This is a genomic window from Ruegeria sp. HKCCD4315 (assembly GCF_013112245.1).
In the GTDB taxonomy this organism is placed as follows: Bacteria; Pseudomonadota; Alphaproteobacteria; order Rhodobacterales; family Rhodobacteraceae; genus Ruegeria.
In genome coordinates this window covers 313,991-328,708 of the sequence record NZ_WVRN01000001.1, presented here as the reverse complement: position 1 = coordinate 328,708, position 14,718 = coordinate 313,991, and the positions used below count along the sequence as shown (strand labels likewise).

Sequence of the window (14,718 nt, the reverse complement as noted above, 5' to 3'; positions counted from 1 at the left end):
GGTCAGACCCTTTCCATAATGGCAAGCCGGATGGCAAGCGCGGCAAAAATACCACCTGTAATCCAGCCAATAATGCGAGAGGCGCGTGGGTTGCCGACCAGCACCCGACCCGCGCCGCCTGCGAATATGCCCACCAGCCCGTTCACCACAAACCCTCCGACCGCCATGATCACACCAAAGGTCAGAAACTGAAGCAGAACAGAGCCTGTGGCGGGGTCCACAAACTGCGGGATGAAGGCCAGCACAAACAGGATGACCTTAGGGTTGGTCAAGTTGACCAGCATCCCATCCCGAAATGCCAGATGCGTTGGATGGACCGGCGCGTCTTCGGTGATCGCACCGTTACGGATCGCGCCCCATGCCAGATAGAGCAGATATGTCACGCCAATCCAACGGATGACGTCGAACAGCCACGGCATCGCCGCGACCGCAGCGCCCAGACCAAGACCAGCAAACAGGACATGAACCATGGACCCTACAGACACCCCGGCACTTGCCGAGACTGAAGGCCATGCGCCCGACCGAAGACCCTGGCCGAAGCAGAACATCATATCGGAACCGGGCGTCAGGTTCAGTGCCAAGGCGGCTGGAATAAAAACCAGTAAAGTCTGAAGTTCGATCACACAGACACCTCAAACCAATTCGGCTTTGGACCCAGATTGGCCAATTGCGTTCGGCCCAGCGTTCCGCGATAGCCCCAACTTTCGTGTACATGTCCAAAGACCGTATGACCTGGCTGAAGCCGCTCTATGGCATCGCGCACTGCCGTCGACCCAACCGACAGACCTTGCGACGTCTGATCCCCATAACCTTTGGGCGGAGAATGCACGATCAGGACATCAGCCGCATCGCACCGGTCGAGCATCTCAGTCGCCGCACCTTCAGTCAGGTCGCAGGACCAGTCGCCAAACGGTGTCGGCGGCACGCCATATCCCAATCCAAACAGACGAAGCCCGTCGAGTGTCATACCTGTCCCGTGCAAAACATGAACGCCTTCCGGCGCGGCATCGCCTAGTTCTTCTGCACTTTCTGCATTTCCTGGAATCAACACCAGCGGGGCAGAAATACCCGCAAGCATCTGCATCGCCTCATCCAGACCCTGACGCATGTTGCAATAATCACCCGCGCCAATGACCAAATCCGCGTCAACACTCGCCGCTACCAGATCCGCGGCGCGATTGCGCGCCATATGCAAATCGGAAAAGGCCAGAACCTTCATGTTGCGCCTCGCAGCCGCGCTTTCAATTCCAGCAGATCAGCCCAAGCCTGCCGTTTCATCTGCGGCTGACGCAACAGATAGGCCGGGTGGAACATCGGGATCACCGGCAAATCCATCGCCTGATCCCAATTGCCGCGCAAACGAGTGATACCCCGTTTTCCCAGCACTGCCTGACAGCTGATATTGCCCATCACCACCAGAACTTCGGGCTTGGCCAACGCAACGTGACGCTCAAGGAAAGGCTTCATCATCCCGATTTCTTCGGGCTTGGGATCGCGGTTCTGCGGAGGCCGCCACGGCAGTACGTTGGTGATGTAGACGTTCTCGCGGCGATCCAGATCGATTGCCGCCAGCATCCGGTCCAGCAACTGACCGGCGCGACCGACAAAGGGCTTGCCTTCACGGTCTTCATCGCGGCCGGGGGCTTCGCCGATGATCATCACCTTTGCGCCGGGCGTGCCGTCGGCAAAAACCAACTGCCGCGCCCCTCGCTTAAGTTCGCAATGATCAAAAGCCTCCATCACTGTCCGCAACTGATCCAGAGACCCTGCCCCCTGCGCTGCAGCCTGCGCTACGGCAACCGGATCAGCCTGTTTAGGTTTCGCCTGGGGCGTGGAGGTTGCTTCAGCCTTCTTAGGCTTGGGCGACGTATCCGGCAACGCATACCGATCAACCGGCACATCCCCGATTGCCTCGGTCGCGCCCAGTTCAATCTGCCATTCCAGCAGCGCCCGTGCAGAGTAGTAGTCCAAGCCCGATTCCATACGGATAATTTACCTGCCTAAACGCTGAGGGAAAGCGAATAGGGCTTGATCGGTCGCTCTGTCGCGCCGACCATCAGGGCGCGATGCTCAGAATTCTGCGATTCCTCCTGCTCGGTCTTGTGGTGGCCCTTACCGGCGATCCGGCTCTGGCAACGTTCCACAACACCCAAGGACAGTGCCGCGCAGGGCAATTCAAATGCGGTAGCACCTGCTGTTCGGGCGGGCAAAGATGCAGCTTTGATGGTCATTGTATTCCGCTGGGCGGCACCTATTGCGGCGGTGGTCGCACCTGCGGCCCGTTCGAACGTTGCGTGGCCGGTGGAACCAGATGTGCACCCGCGGGCCTAAACAAGTGCACATCTCGTCTGGATTGCCCGGGCGACAGTTTTTGCAACGGGCGTGGCGAATGCGAACGCATCACACCTGACCTGGACACGACACCGCCTAAAACTTGCGACGATGGCCGCACCTGCGCGCGTGGCTCGTCCTGCCTGCCCGGCGGAGGCTGTTCCCGTCCGGGTTGGTTCTTGTGCGAAGAAACTGGGTCGCAATGCCGCCCTGGCTTCAAGTGTTCGGCCCATCAGGGCTGCGTGCCGATCAAGGCCATCGACTGCGGTTATGGCAAATGGTGCAAGCCGGGTGAACAATGCCTGCCCGAGGGCGGCTGCGAAAAACTGCCAGAGGGTACCGAACCTTAGGTTGCCTTGCGCCGCCCAGCTTTCTATAAGCGGCCCGATTGTCAGACAGGAGCCCGCCCATGCGTTTCGCCCATCGTCACCTTCTTGGCATCGAGCATCTGTCGCAATCCGATATCACCGAAATTCTGGATCTGGCCGAGACCTATGTCGACATGAACCGCCAGTCGACCAAGCATTCAGACGTGCTGTCGGGGCTGACCCAGATCAACATGTTCTTTGAAAACTCGACCCGCACGCAAGCCAGTTTCGAACTGGCGGGCAAGCGTCTGGGTGCAGATGTGATGAACATGGCAATGCAGGCCAGTTCGATCAAAAAGGGTGAAACCCTGATCGACACTGCGATGACATTGAACGCAATGCACCCGGATCTGCTGGTGGTCCGGCATCCGCATTCGGGCGCGGTCGATTTGCTGGCGCAAAAGGTCAATTGCGCTGTTCTGAACGCGGGCGACGGCAAACATGAACACCCTACGCAGGCCCTGTTGGACGCGTTGACGATCCGACGTGCTAAGGGACGCCTGCACCGGCTGAACATCGCGATTTGCGGCGACGTGGCCCATTCCCGCGTCGCACGATCAAACCTGATCCTGCTGGGCAAAATGGAAAACCGTATTCGACTGATCGGCCCACCGACACTGGTACCCAGCCAGTTTGCCGAGTTCGGGGCCGAGATCTACGACGACATGAACGAGGGTCTGAAGGACGTTGATGTCGTCATGATGCTACGCCTTCAGAAAGAGCGGATGGATGGCGGGTTCATCCCCTCGGAACGCGAATACTATCACCGCTATGGGCTGGATGCCGCAAAGCTTGCGCAAGCCAAGCCTGATGCCATTGTCATGCACCCCGGCCCAATGAACCGCGGGGTTGAGATCGACGGCACGCTGGCCGATGACATCAACCGGTCCGTCATTCAGGAACAGGTGGAAATGGGCGTCGCCGTCCGCATGGCCGCGATGGATCTGCTGGCCCGCAACCTGCGCGAGGCCGCATGAGCGATCTGACCGTCGCCCCCCACGAACGCGGCGTCTTGCGCCTGTTCACGCTGGACATGCGCCCGGAAGAGGCGAAGTTTCTGCGCGAGCCCGGCGCTGCCGACCAAGTACTTGGGGTCGATGGGTTGGATCCTGAGCAGATCGATATCTTTCCGGTGTCCGACCTCGAAGACCTTGGGCTGTATGGCTATCTGACCGAAGGTTGCGGCGTGTCTTCAGATCAGTTGGAACAGGACGCTCTGGCCGCGATAGACGGCTGGGTTATGGTCTTGCGCAGCGCTGCGTTCCAAGGACGCCCGGCGACGTTGAAACCTGATCCGCGCTTGCGCCTGATCGGTCTTTTCACGGAAGAGGCCACGAACTGGACCGGTGGGGTCATTGAAACCGAAAGCGCAAAGCCTTTTTCGGCACCGCAAGCCGCTCCAACGGATGACCACCCCCGCCGCGTCGGGTCAGCTGTTCTGGCGCTGGCCGCGCTTTTGGTCATTGGAGGCGTCATATGGCTGATCCTGTGATCTTCGCCCCGGACAAAGGGGCCTATATCCGCACCAACGCCTGGTTGGCCGCCGTCGCGATGGGTGGTGCAATGCTCGTTTTGTGGCTGATCGGAAATCCGTACATCTGGACCGGAGCACCCGCAGGTCTGGCCGCCATTGGCATCCGCGCCTGGTATCTGGCCTCGGAAGAACTGGTCGCCAAGTGGGAAATGTCGGACACGACCCTGACCGGCCCCGGCCCGCGCAAGGTGCCTCTGAATCAGATCCAAACGGTCAACACCATGGGCAGCTTTGTTCAGATCGTCACCAAGAGTGGTGACAAACACCTGATCAAGTATCAATCCGACCCCGCCGCAACCAAAGCCGCCATCGAAAGGGCCATGCCATGAGCACCGTTCTCTTCATCAACGCCCGCCTGATCGACCCGGAGGCTAGAATGGATACGACAGGGTGGCTACAGGTGGCCGATGGCCGGATTGTCGCCCGAGGGGAAGGAAACGCGCCGGGTTCTGACGGGCAGATCATCGATTGCAACGGAAAATGCCTTGCCCCCGGTATCGTCGATATCGGCGTCAAGGTGTGTGAACCGGGCGAGCGGCACAAGGAAAGCTACAAATCTGCAGGTCTGGCCGCCGCTGCCGGAGGTGTGACCACCATCGTCACCCGTCCCGATACGCTGCCAGCAGTGGATACGCCGGAAACGTTGGAATTCGCGACCCGGCGCGCGCAGGCGGATACACCGGTCAATATGCTGCCAATGGCCGCCCTGACCAAGGGGCGCGAAGGGCGTGAGATGACCGAGATCGGGTTTTTGCAGGACGCAGGCGCTGTGGCCTTTACCGATTGCGATCATGTCATCACCAATACCAAGGTGTTTTCCCGCGCGCTGACCTACGCAAAATCCTGTGGCGCGTTGGTGATCGCCCACCCTCAGGAACCCGGCCTCAGCGCCTGGGCGGCGGCGACCAGCGGCAAGTTCGCAGCGTTGCGCGGCCTGCCTGCCGTATCGCCGATGGCGGAACGCATGGGCCTGGATCGTGATATCGCCCTGCTTGAGATGACCGGAGCGGCCTACCACGCCGATCAGATCACCACCGCCCGCGCCCTGCCCGCGCTGGAACGGGCCAAGCGCAATGGGCTGAACATCACTGCCGGCACATCGATCCACCATCTGACTCTGAACGAGTTGGACGTGGCCGACTATCGCACCTTCTTTAAGGTCAAGCCGCCGCTACGGTCCGAGGACGACCGGCAAGCGGTGATCGAGGCTGTGCGGACAGGGCTGATCGACACCATCAGTTCGATGCACACCCCACAGGACGAAGAAAGCAAGCGCCTGCCGTTTGAAGAGGCTGCCTCGGGTGCGGTTGCTTTGGAAACGCTGCTGCCTGCTGCACTCCGCCTGTATCACGCAGATCAACTGGACCTGCCGACCCTTTTTAGGGCCATGGCGCTCAACCCCGCAAAACGGTTGGGACTGGAGAGCGGCCGATTGGCAGAAGACGCCCCGGCTGATCTGGTTCTCTTCGACCCGGATGTGCCCTTTTTGCTTGATCGGTTTGCCTTAAAATCCAAATCGCAAAACACGCCATTTGACGGCCAGCGGATGCAAGGTAAGGTCCTTGCAACTTATGTTGCAGGCCAAGAAGTGTTCCGGAGACCTTAATGCCCATTATCGGAAATTCGGCAGAGGATTTGCTCTTGTGGGCTTTGATTGGATACCTGTTGGGATCCATCCCCTTTGGGTTGATCCTGGCCAAGGTCATGGGGCTGGGAAACCTGCGCGAAATAGGGTCGGGCAATATCGGGGCCACAAACGTTCTGCGCACTGGAAACAAGGCCGCTGCAGCCCTGACGTTGCTGTTTGACGCCGCCAAGGGGGCTGTGGCCGTTCTTGTTGCGCGCGCCTATGCGGGCGAAGATGCCGCCCAAATCGCAGCGCTTATGGCATTTGTGGGCCATTGCTTCCCGATTTGGCTTGGCTTCCAAGGCGGGAAAGGCGTGGCAACCTTTCTGGGGCTGTGGCTGGCGCTGGACTGGCGCGTCGGTGTGGCCTGCTGCCTGAGCTGGCTGGTCGCGGCCGCAATCTGGCGGATTTCGTCGGTCGGCGCACTGGCTGCGGCAGCGCTGTCGACAACCTGGGTATTGGTGCTTACAAACGGATCCACCTTTATTCTGGGGATCATCCTGACGCTTCTGATCTATTGGCGTCATGGCTCGAATGTGGCACGGATCAAGGCCGGGACAGAACCGAAAATCGGGAAGCCGTGACGGCACCCGACGCGTTCTTGTCCGCGTTTCTGGCGCTGCTGGAAGGCAGCTTTACCGGCACTTCGAATGGGCGCAGCTATGTTGTCGTGCGGCAGCGGATGGCTGGTGGCAAGTCGCACAAACTGGTCGCCCATGAGCGGGGCGGCGCGGACTATATCAGCCTGAACCTGTACCAGACGCGCGCCAGCGGGGCTTTGCTGCGGCCCTGTGAAATGCCCGCCAGCAAAGTCATCACTTTTGTACTGGGCCTTGTGCCTGACCAAATCTGCTAAGCTCTGCATTTTTGAACACGACATCTTTGCTGCTGCACAATCACAATTCATTGCTTTGAACGTGATCACCCCGCTTCCCAGATCGCTGTCGTGACGGTCAATTACGGGCCGCACAGGACAACAACCGGGGCCTGCGTTTGCACCAAGACAAGGCTCCTTTCACGAAAGGTGAAGCAATGAACACTTTTAAATCTCTGATCAGCGGCGTCGCTCTGTCCGTCGCGCTGGCAACTTCGACTTTGGCTGCAGGCGTGGAAATCAACGCAAGCTCGACCGGCCTGGCGATGCAGGGCTATGACCCGGTTGCCTACTTCACCGCCGGTGAAGCAACCAAGGGCGATTACCGCATCACCACGCTGCATGATGAAGCGCTGTACCGTTTCTCGTCGGAAGAAAACAAAGCCGCTTTTGAAGCCAACCCGGAGGCATACCTGCCCGCATACGGTGGCTACTGTGCATTTGGCGCGGCCATGGGCTTCAAGTTCGACGGCGACCCGAACCACTGGAAAATCGTTGACAACAAGCTGTACCTGAACCTGTCGCAAGATATCCAGGAACGTTGGGAAGGCGACATCCCGGGCTTCATCGAAAGCGCAAGCGCAAACTGGGAAACCATCGCTGACAAGACCCCTGCGGAGCTGCAAGCGCAATAATCCGCTGAAAATGTCAGGCGTGTCGGCGGCGGAGCGTTCCGTCGCCGCATGTCGTTTGAAGACCTCAGATCCTTTCCTATCTTTTCAGTATACCAAGTGCCCGGCTGAACAGGGCACAGGCGCTTGCCTGTATCTTTAAGCGCCGGATTTCGGGCTGGAATACGTAGAAATCAATGATCCGGTGACCAAGCTGGATCGTATCGGTTTGCATAGGTGAGCAGAGGCTCGCTCGTGCAGAGTTTCGAACGAAAGGAAATGAGATGACTTTGAAATTGGCTCTCATCGCAACGGCCGCGACACTGACGGCCGGATCAGCGCTGGCGCAATCTTCGGGCAATTGGACCGGCTTCTACGGTGGTCTGCAGTTGGGTTACATCGACGTGGACACCAACGTATCTGGCGTCGACGGAGACGGCGCAATCGGTGGTATTGTACTGGGTTACGACTATGATCTGGGAACCTGGGTTGTCGGCGGCGGCTTTGATTACGACTGGACCGATGTGGATCTGGCCGGAGCCGCTACCGTCGAAGACGTATGGCGCCTGAAAGCGCGCGCAGGGTACAAAGTTAACCCACAAGGTCTTCTATACGGCACGGTCGGGTATGCCGAAGCCGGGACAGACACCCTCGGCAGCGATGACGGCTGGTTCATCGGCGCAGGCTATGAGCAGATCGTGGCACCCAATGTGAGCATCGGTGGGGAACTGCTGTACCACGAATTCGACAATTTCAACGCAACTGGTGTGGATGTAGACGCAACCACATTGCAGATCCGGGCGACGTATCGGTTTTGATAACTGTTGTCTGAAAACTTATGACCCGGCTTTTTCAGCCGGGTCGCGTCTCACACATCCAAAATTGTACTGCCGGTTGTTTGCCGCGCCTCAAGCGCGCGATGCGCATCAGCGACCTGATCAAGCGCAAAGCGTTGATCCACATGGATCTTGACCTCACCGCCTTCAACTTTGCCAAATAGTCGTCGGGCCATTGCCTGACACACCGCATGATCCGAGATATGCGTAAACAGCGTGGGCCGGGTGATCTTAAGTGAACCCTTTTGACCCAGAACACCGATATTGAAGGGCGGCACCGGGCCCGAAGCATTTCCGAAAGAAATCATCATGCCCAGCGGCTTGAGGGAATCCAAAGATCCCTCGAACGTGTCCGCCCCAACGGAATCCATCACCACATCCACACCCTGCCCCTTGGTGATCTCGGCCACGCGCTCGGCGAAATTTTCAGTCCGGTAGTTGATGCAATGCGCAGCCCCGTTGAAACGGGCCAGGCTGCATTTTTCATCACTTCCAGCCGTCCCGATCAATGTGATCCCCTCGGATTTTGCCCATTGACAGGCGATCAGCCCAACACCACCGGCGGCGGCATGGAACAGGACAGTATCGCCGCGTTTCAACGGAGTCGTTCGATGAAACAGGTATTCCACCGTTAAACCTTTAAGCATCATCGCCGCAGCAGTCTGAAATGTAATGTCATCTGGCAAGGGGCAAACCTGCGCTGCTGGCATCACACGGGCCTCGCAATAGGCCCCCGACGGTGCCGCAGCATATGCAGCCCGCTGTCCCGGTGCCAGATGCGTTACCCCTTCGCCAACAGCCTCGACAACACCTGCGGCCTCCATGCCCAGCGCGTGCGGAAGGTCCAGAGGATACAAGCCAGTCCGTTGATATACATCGATAAAATTCAGACCACAGGCTTCGTGACGAATTCGGATTTCCCCCGGTCCGGGGTCACCGAGCGGTCTGTCTTCGATCCGCAGAACGTCGGGGCCGCCAAACTCATGAATCATAACTGTTTTTGCTGTATTCTGCATCCTGACCTCCTCTTGCCTGCCCTCAAGCTAACATGACTTCGACGCAGGGCAATCCGTGCGATGCCAGACTATTGATCTGGATTTCGCAAAACTGTGCTATACTGCAATCAGGCGTTGCCGGCTGGTCCGGCCACGGGCAACGTGATGCCGGATCCGCCCCGCGGCGCAGTTTTCGCCAGGGAAGGGGAGGAAAATGGCCAAAACAATCGGAAACCCGATCAGCTGGACCGCCCGAAATCTCGGGGCGGCAGGTGATCATGTCTCGGAAAGCGTCTCGCGCCTGGGCAGCGCGGACACCAAAGAGCTGCCAATGGTGCAAACCTTGACGCTGCAAGACCTGCGCGCCTGTCTGCGCGCGGGCTATGACGACTTTCTCGAAACACGGGCGGATGCCGTGTTCATCGTGTTGATCTACCCGATCGCAGGGCTCTTGATGTTCGGCTTTGCTTTGAACATGAATCTGGTGCCGCTTCTGGCTCCGCTTGTCGCCGGCTTTGCCTTGATCGGGCCAGTCGCCGCCGTGGGGCTTTATGAGATTAGCCGCAAGCGTGAACAGGGCAGCGCAGTGCATTGGTTGGATGCGTTCGGTGTCTTCAGATCACCGTCCTTCGGTGCAATTCTGGTGCTTGGCTTCTACCTCGTCATGCTGCTTTTGGTCTGGCTGATGGTCGCACAAGCCATTCATACTAATACAATGGGCCCTGAAGTACCCGCATCCCTTAGTGCATTTGCCACACAGGTTCTCACCACTTCTGCGGGATGGACGATGATTGTCGCGGGAACCGCTGTTGGTTTTGTGTTCGCCCTGTGCGCATTGGCAGTCAGCGTTGTAAGCTTTCCATTGCTGCTGGACCGCAAGGTGGGGCTGCCGGTGGCGGTTGTGACATCGTTTCGTGTCTTGCGCGAGAACCCCGGCGTCATCCTGACATGGGGCTTCATCGTGGCGGCGCTGCTTTTTCTGGGCGCCTTGCCGATGCTGTTGGGTCTGATCGTGGTAGTACCCGTTCTGGGCCACGCCACATGGCATCTATACCGCCGCGCGGTTGCGTGAAGGCGCGGGACAAGCCCGCGCATTTGACACTTAGTCCGAAACCTTGAGGACAATCTTGCCGATATGGCCAGAGCTTTCCATGCGCGCATGGGCCGCTGCCGCGTCGGCCAGTTCAAATACGCTGTCCATAACGGGGGCAACTTTGCCAGCGTCGAGCAGAGGCCAAACGGCTTCGCGCAAGTCCTGCGCAATTTGTGCCTTGGCCAAATCGCTCTGCGGGCGCAGGGTGCTGCCGGTCAGGGTCAAACGTTTGACCATCATCATCGCAAAGTTCAGCTCGACCTTCGGACCTTGCAGGAACGCGATCTGTACCAAACGCCCATCCTCGGCCAATGCTTTGACGTTGCGTGGGATGTAATCCCCACCCACCATATCAAGGATCAGGTTCGCCCCGCCCTCGGCCCGCATGGTGGCCACAAAATCTTCATCGCGATAGTTGATTGCCTTTTCCGCACCCAGCTTGACGCAAGCCTCACATTTCTCATCGGACCCAGCGGTCGCAAAGACACGTGCACCAAAAGCATTGGCCAGTTGGATTGCCGTTGTCCCGATCCCGCTGGAGCCGCCATGGACCAGAAACCGCTCACCCGCTTTCAGACCACCACGTGTGAACACGTTGGACCAGACGGTGAAAAAGGTTTCCGGCAGGCAAGCGGCTTCTTTCATTCCCATCCCCGCAGGGACCGGAAGGCAATGCGCCGCAGACGTGGCGACGTATTCGGCATAGCCCCCACCCGGCAACAACGCACAAACCTTGTCGCCGACTGACAACCCCTCGACCCCTGCACCGACCGAGACCACTTCGCCCGACGCCTCAAGCCCCGGCAGGTCGCTGGCACCTGGAGGCGGATCATAGGCCCCTGCCCGCTGCAACGCATCAGGACGGTTCACACCGGCATAAGCTACTTTCAGCACAACCTGTCCGTTACCCGGCTCGGGAACAGGACGTTCAGTCAGTTGCAAAACATCAGGACCACCCGGTTTGGTGATCTCAACAGCGCGCATCATCTGGGTCATAGGCACCTCCTTTGCGCAATGCCTAGCAGGCATACGGGCCGGGGCCTAGCGCCAAGATGCCCTACTTTCGAGGGTTCAACATGCCCGGAAGATCGGCCCGCATTCTCATGGGCGCTTTCACCTGCCCGGCCAGCCAGTTCGGAACCGCCAGAAACGGCTTCAGCACCGGATTGTCGCGTACCTGCGCCTTGAGCTTTTCAAACTCCATGACATTTGCGATCCGGCGGTCCAGGAATTCCCACGTGCGCTGATGGTCGGGGCTGTCATCGCCCAGCCAAAACAGCAACGTCGACGAGTAAACCCCCGACAGAGTGGCCCGTTTGGTGTACCAATTCACATCGTCCGACGTGTCGCCCAGCGCATCCCAGATCAGATCGCAGGTTTGCCAGACCGCCTTGGCCCCATCCGCCGCATGGGTCGGCAGGGAAAACAGGGTCATGCCACGGCGCACCAACTCTTTGTCTTCGACCGCCTGCAACCGGAACCGAACCGCAGCTGCAATCTTGTCGCGGAATTTCAACTCGCTCAGATCTTCGGATTTGATGCGATCCAGCATCGCCTGATCGCCGCGTGCGTGGTAAGCCAGCGCCAGATCAACCGCCCCGCGTGGACAGATCGCACGGGCCAGACCATCATCCAGATCACAATCGGAAATAGAGGCACGAAAACTGGTTTCCGACCAGCCGTCGAAGGGAACATGGATCAGCATCGCATCCAAAAGCTGCTGTTTTGCATCTTCATATGTGGTCGTCATGGCGGTTCTCCGGTTGTCGGGCCCAGTACTAGACAAGTTAGGGCGGCTTTGCTATACGGCCAACTCCTGCAATTTCCTTGCAACTCTATCTAGAAAGGTGGTGACAACCACATGCAGGTTAGTGTTCGCGACAATAACGTCGATCAGGCGCTTCGTGCCCTGAAGAAAAAGCTGCAGCGCGAAGGCGTGTTCCGTGAAATGAAGCTGAAGCAACATTTCGAGAAACCGTCCGAGAAAAAAGCGCGTGAGAAAGCTGAAGCGATTCGTCGTGCCCGTAAACTGGCACGCAAGAAAGCCCAGCGCGAAGGTCTGCTCTAAGACTTTCCTCATCCAGCTTTAGATGACACTATTTGACGACCCCCGAGGCCCCGCCCGGGGGTTTGTCGTTTCAGGGGTGGGTTTTATTCCGCCGACTCGTGCTTCAGGGTGTGCGACAAGCCGCCATTTCCCCACCAGCAACATTTTGCCCGGCATTTTGCAGCGCAGCGAATCCCGCTCTGGTAGCATTGCCCCGCCAGAATTCGCCTAATATTTCTGCGCCCCTATCTGACCTCAGCAAGCCGCTTGTAACTGGCGACGTCCAATCGGACGACACTTACAAACGGAGGCTACCATGTCGACTGCAAGTCAAATCGAGCAAGAAATGCTGGCGCTGATCAACGCCGAGCGCACATCACGCGGGCTTACCCCACTGCAACTGGAAACACAGCTGAACGACTCATCCGAAGATCACAGCAGCTGGATGCTGGATACGGACACGTTCAGCCATACAGGCCAGGGCGGCTCCAGCGCGACACAGCGAATGCAGGATGCAGGTTTTGATCTGTCCGGCAGCTGGCGCACTGGCGAGAATATCGCCTGGCAATCAGAACGCGGCGAGCCCGGCATTAGCGATGACGTCGCGCAGTTGCACGAAAACCTGATGAACAGCCCGGGACACCGAGCAAACATTCTGAACCCTGATTTCGAATATATTGGCATCGGCATTGAAACCGGTGACATGCAAGGATTCGACGCGGTGATGGTCACTCAGAATTTCGCGGCCACTGACAGCGCTGTGATGCTGGACAACGGGAACGCTCCGGTTCCACCTGTGGACGATGTGGCGGACCCCCAAGACCCGGGCGCCGAGACGCCCGACACCGATGTGGCCGAGCCTGAGGACCCGGATGCCGAAACGCCCGACACTGATGTGGTCGAACCCGAGGATCCGGATACTGAAACGCCCGATACCGATGTGGCCGAACCCGAGGAGCCGGATGCCGAAACGCCTGACACCGACGTGGCCGAGCCCGAGGAGCCGGATGCCGAAACACCCGACACGGATGTGGCCGAGCCAGCCCCCGAGACACCTGTCGGTGAAGAACCTGACGGATGTTTTGACGTGGCAGCCTTTCTGGCCGAACTGGAAGCTTTCCTGGATAACGTTCTGGCGCAGATTGATCAGTTCCACTGGGAGACAGACGACATGACACCGTCGGACATGGCCGAGGATGACATGCAGGATACAGACACCGACGACATGGACATTGTTGAGGTCGATGACATGGACCCGGTCGAAGCCCCCGTTGACGACTATGCTGGCTCGGACGGAACAGATGACGCAGACATCTATGTGTTCAATTTCTGGGGCACGGGCTGCATGATCGAAGCAGCCTGATAGCAGCTGAGGTGCGGGGCGGCTGGCTCGCCCCGCATGGCGCCATCAGTAAATCTTTGGCACGTACAATTCATCCGGCAAAACGCGACGCTCATATTCCGGGTTATATCGGCGGTCAGGCAGATTGACTTTTTCCTGTGGCACATCCGTGTATGGAACTTTGGTCAAAAGATGCTCGATACAGTTCAACCGCTCGCGTTTTTTGTCATTGCCTTCGACAATGTACCAAGGGGCTTCGGGAATATTGGTCCGGAAGAGCATATCCTCTTTCGCCTTGGTATAAGATTCCCAACGGATGCGGGATTCCAGATCCATCGGTGACAGCTTCCACTGTTTCATCGGGTCGTGAATCCGCATGAGGAATCGCAACTGCTGTTCTTCATCCGTGATCGAGAACCAGTATTTCAGCAGAATAATCCCTGATCGCACCAACATCCGTTCGAATTCGGGAACGTCCTGAAAAAACTGTTCAACCTGATCCTCGGACGCAAAACCCATAACTCGTTCGACGCCTGCGCGGTTGTACCATGACCGGTCGAACAACACGATCTCGCCGGCCGCAGGCAAATGCGGCACATAACGCTGGAAATACCACTGGCTCTGCTCGCGACGGCTGGGCGCGGGCAGGGCGACCACACGCGCGACACGTGGATTCAAGCGCTGGGTGATCCGTTTGATCACGCCCCCCTTGCCCGCGCTGTCGCGACCTTCGAACAGAATACAAACCTTGGCACCGGTGTGCTGAACCCAATCCTGCACTTTGATCAGCTCAGCTTGCAGGCGCAGCAGGTTGCGGAAATAGACCTTGCGATCCAGCATATCCGGGTGTTGTTCCCGATAGATCTTCCGCACTTCCATCGACAGCATCGGTTCGCTGAACTCGATCTCAAAATCTTCGTCCAACGTGTCTTCCAATTCGGCCTCAAGCCAATCTTTGGGTCCACCGTTGTTTTCGTAAGCCAAGGTTAGCTCCTTTTTTGTTATCGGGTTCGAACCATATCGGGCCCGTGTAACCGCCTGATGTCATCAGATAAATTGA

Annotated in this window: 19 protein-coding genes; 12 read left to right on the top strand and 7 right to left on the bottom strand. The window is 58.3% G+C overall.

Annotation, left to right across the window (positions count from 1 at the left end):
• Window positions 1-2: 2 nt before the first annotated feature.
• The 3 genes from GS646_RS01545 to GS646_RS01535 are packed head-to-tail and all read right to left on the bottom strand — an operon-like array spanning window position 3 to window position 1,983.
• Window positions 3-623 carry a LysE family transporter gene (locus GS646_RS01545; protein ID WP_171647413.1) on the bottom strand — a complete coding sequence of 207 codons (621 nt, stop codon included), beginning with the start codon at window positions 621-623 and terminating at the stop codon, window positions 3-5.
• Window positions 620-1,219 carry a metallophosphoesterase gene (locus GS646_RS01540; RefSeq protein ID WP_171183877.1) on the bottom strand — a complete coding sequence of 200 codons (600 nt, stop codon included), beginning with the start codon at window positions 1,217-1,219 and terminating at the stop codon, window positions 620-622. The genes GS646_RS01545 and GS646_RS01540 overlap by 4 nt, the downstream gene beginning before the upstream one ends.
• A complete protein-coding gene (locus GS646_RS01535; protein ID WP_171183876.1) occupies window positions 1,216-1,983 on the bottom strand; it encodes a uracil-DNA glycosylase family protein in 768 nt (255 codons plus the stop codon). The genes GS646_RS01540 and GS646_RS01535 overlap by 4 nt, the downstream gene beginning before the upstream one ends.
• Before the next feature lie 83 nt (window positions 1,984-2,066).
• On the opposite strand from GS646_RS01535, the gene GS646_RS01530 reads away from it, so the two are divergent.
• From GS646_RS01530 to GS646_RS01490, 9 genes are all read left to right on the top strand, one after another.
• On the top strand, window positions 2,067-2,681 hold the full coding sequence (locus GS646_RS01530) for a scavenger receptor class F, member 2 (protein WP_171647415.1): 615 nt from the start codon (window positions 2,067-2,069) through the stop codon (window positions 2,679-2,681).
• A 59-nt stretch (window positions 2,682-2,740) separates the two neighbouring features.
• On the top strand, window positions 2,741-3,676 hold the full coding sequence (locus GS646_RS01525; RefSeq protein ID WP_171093790.1) for an aspartate carbamoyltransferase catalytic subunit: 936 nt from the start codon (window positions 2,741-2,743) through the stop codon (window positions 3,674-3,676).
• Window positions 3,673-4,191 carry a hypothetical protein gene (locus GS646_RS01520; protein WP_171183872.1) on the top strand — a complete coding sequence of 173 codons (519 nt, stop codon included), beginning with the start codon at window positions 3,673-3,675 and terminating at the stop codon, window positions 4,189-4,191. The genes GS646_RS01525 and GS646_RS01520 overlap by 4 nt, the downstream gene beginning before the upstream one ends.
• Window positions 4,176-4,562: a hypothetical protein gene (locus GS646_RS01515; protein ID WP_171647417.1), complete on the top strand. Its 387-nt coding sequence runs from the start codon at window positions 4,176-4,178 to the stop codon at window positions 4,560-4,562. Before GS646_RS01520 ends, GS646_RS01515 begins: the two co-directional genes overlap by 16 nt.
• Window positions 4,559-5,839, top strand: coding sequence for a dihydroorotase (gene pyrC / locus GS646_RS01510; RefSeq protein WP_171183868.1), 1,281 nt, complete (start codon window positions 4,559-4,561; stop codon window positions 5,837-5,839). Before GS646_RS01515 ends, pyrC begins: the two co-directional genes overlap by 4 nt.
• Window positions 5,839-6,444 (top strand): glycerol-3-phosphate 1-O-acyltransferase PlsY, encoded by a 606-nt coding sequence (plsY, locus tag GS646_RS01505; RefSeq protein WP_171183852.1) that lies wholly within the window; start codon window positions 5,839-5,841, stop codon window positions 6,442-6,444. Before pyrC ends, plsY begins: the two co-directional genes overlap by 1 nt.
• Complete coding sequence (locus tag GS646_RS01500) at window positions 6,441-6,716, top strand: hypothetical protein (RefSeq protein ID WP_171183849.1); 276 nt, start codon at window positions 6,441-6,443, stop codon at window positions 6,714-6,716. The genes plsY and GS646_RS01500 overlap by 4 nt, the downstream gene beginning before the upstream one ends.
• A gap of 176 nt (window positions 6,717-6,892) precedes the next feature.
• The gene (locus GS646_RS01495) at window positions 6,893-7,369 is read left to right on the top strand and encodes a YHS domain-containing (seleno)protein (protein WP_171183847.1); all 477 of its coding nucleotides are present in this window, start codon (window positions 6,893-6,895) and stop codon (window positions 7,367-7,369) included.
• 260 nt (window positions 7,370-7,629) lie between these two features.
• On the top strand, window positions 7,630-8,163 hold the full coding sequence (locus tag GS646_RS01490; protein ID WP_171093803.1) for an outer membrane protein: 534 nt from the start codon (window positions 7,630-7,632) through the stop codon (window positions 8,161-8,163).
• Between the two features lie 50 nt (window positions 8,164-8,213).
• Here the strand turns inward: GS646_RS01490 and GS646_RS01485 are convergent, their stop codons facing one another.
• Window positions 8,214-9,197: a quinone oxidoreductase gene (locus tag GS646_RS01485; protein ID WP_171183845.1), complete on the bottom strand. Its 984-nt coding sequence runs from the start codon at window positions 9,195-9,197 to the stop codon at window positions 8,214-8,216.
• Window positions 9,198-9,390: 193 nt separating this feature from the next.
• On the opposite strand from GS646_RS01485, the gene GS646_RS01480 reads away from it, so the two are divergent.
• Window positions 9,391-10,248 (top strand): DUF2189 domain-containing protein, encoded by an 858-nt coding sequence (locus tag GS646_RS01480; RefSeq protein ID WP_171183843.1) that lies wholly within the window; start codon window positions 9,391-9,393, stop codon window positions 10,246-10,248.
• 30 nt (window positions 10,249-10,278) lie between these two features.
• Here GS646_RS01480 and GS646_RS01475 read toward each other — a convergent pair whose 3' ends face one another.
• Both GS646_RS01475 and GS646_RS01470 read right to left on the bottom strand, forming a co-directional pair.
• Window positions 10,279-11,265, bottom strand: coding sequence for an NAD(P)H-quinone oxidoreductase (locus GS646_RS01475; RefSeq protein WP_171183841.1), 987 nt, complete (start codon window positions 11,263-11,265; stop codon window positions 10,279-10,281).
• A gap of 61 nt (window positions 11,266-11,326) precedes the next feature.
• Entirely contained in the window at window positions 11,327-12,019 is a 693-nt protein-coding gene (locus GS646_RS01470; protein WP_171183840.1) for a COQ9 family protein, read from the bottom strand.
• A 111-nt stretch (window positions 12,020-12,130) separates the two neighbouring features.
• Here GS646_RS01470 and rpsU point away from each other — a divergent pair, with 111 nt between their 5' ends.
• Entirely contained in the window at window positions 12,131-12,337 is a 207-nt protein-coding gene (rpsU, locus tag GS646_RS01465) for a 30S ribosomal protein S21 (protein WP_005614280.1), read from the top strand.
• A gap of 295 nt (window positions 12,338-12,632) precedes the next feature.
• Entirely contained in the window at window positions 12,633-13,679 is a 1,047-nt protein-coding gene (locus GS646_RS01460; RefSeq protein ID WP_171183838.1) for a CAP domain-containing protein, read from the top strand.
• 45 nt (window positions 13,680-13,724) lie between these two features.
• Here GS646_RS01460 and ppk2 read toward each other — a convergent pair whose 3' ends face one another.
• Window positions 13,725-14,642, bottom strand: a complete 918-nt coding sequence (ppk2, locus tag GS646_RS01455; RefSeq protein WP_171183836.1) for a polyphosphate kinase 2 — start codon at window positions 14,640-14,642, stop codon at window positions 13,725-13,727.
• Window positions 14,643-14,718: the final 76 nt, after the last annotated feature.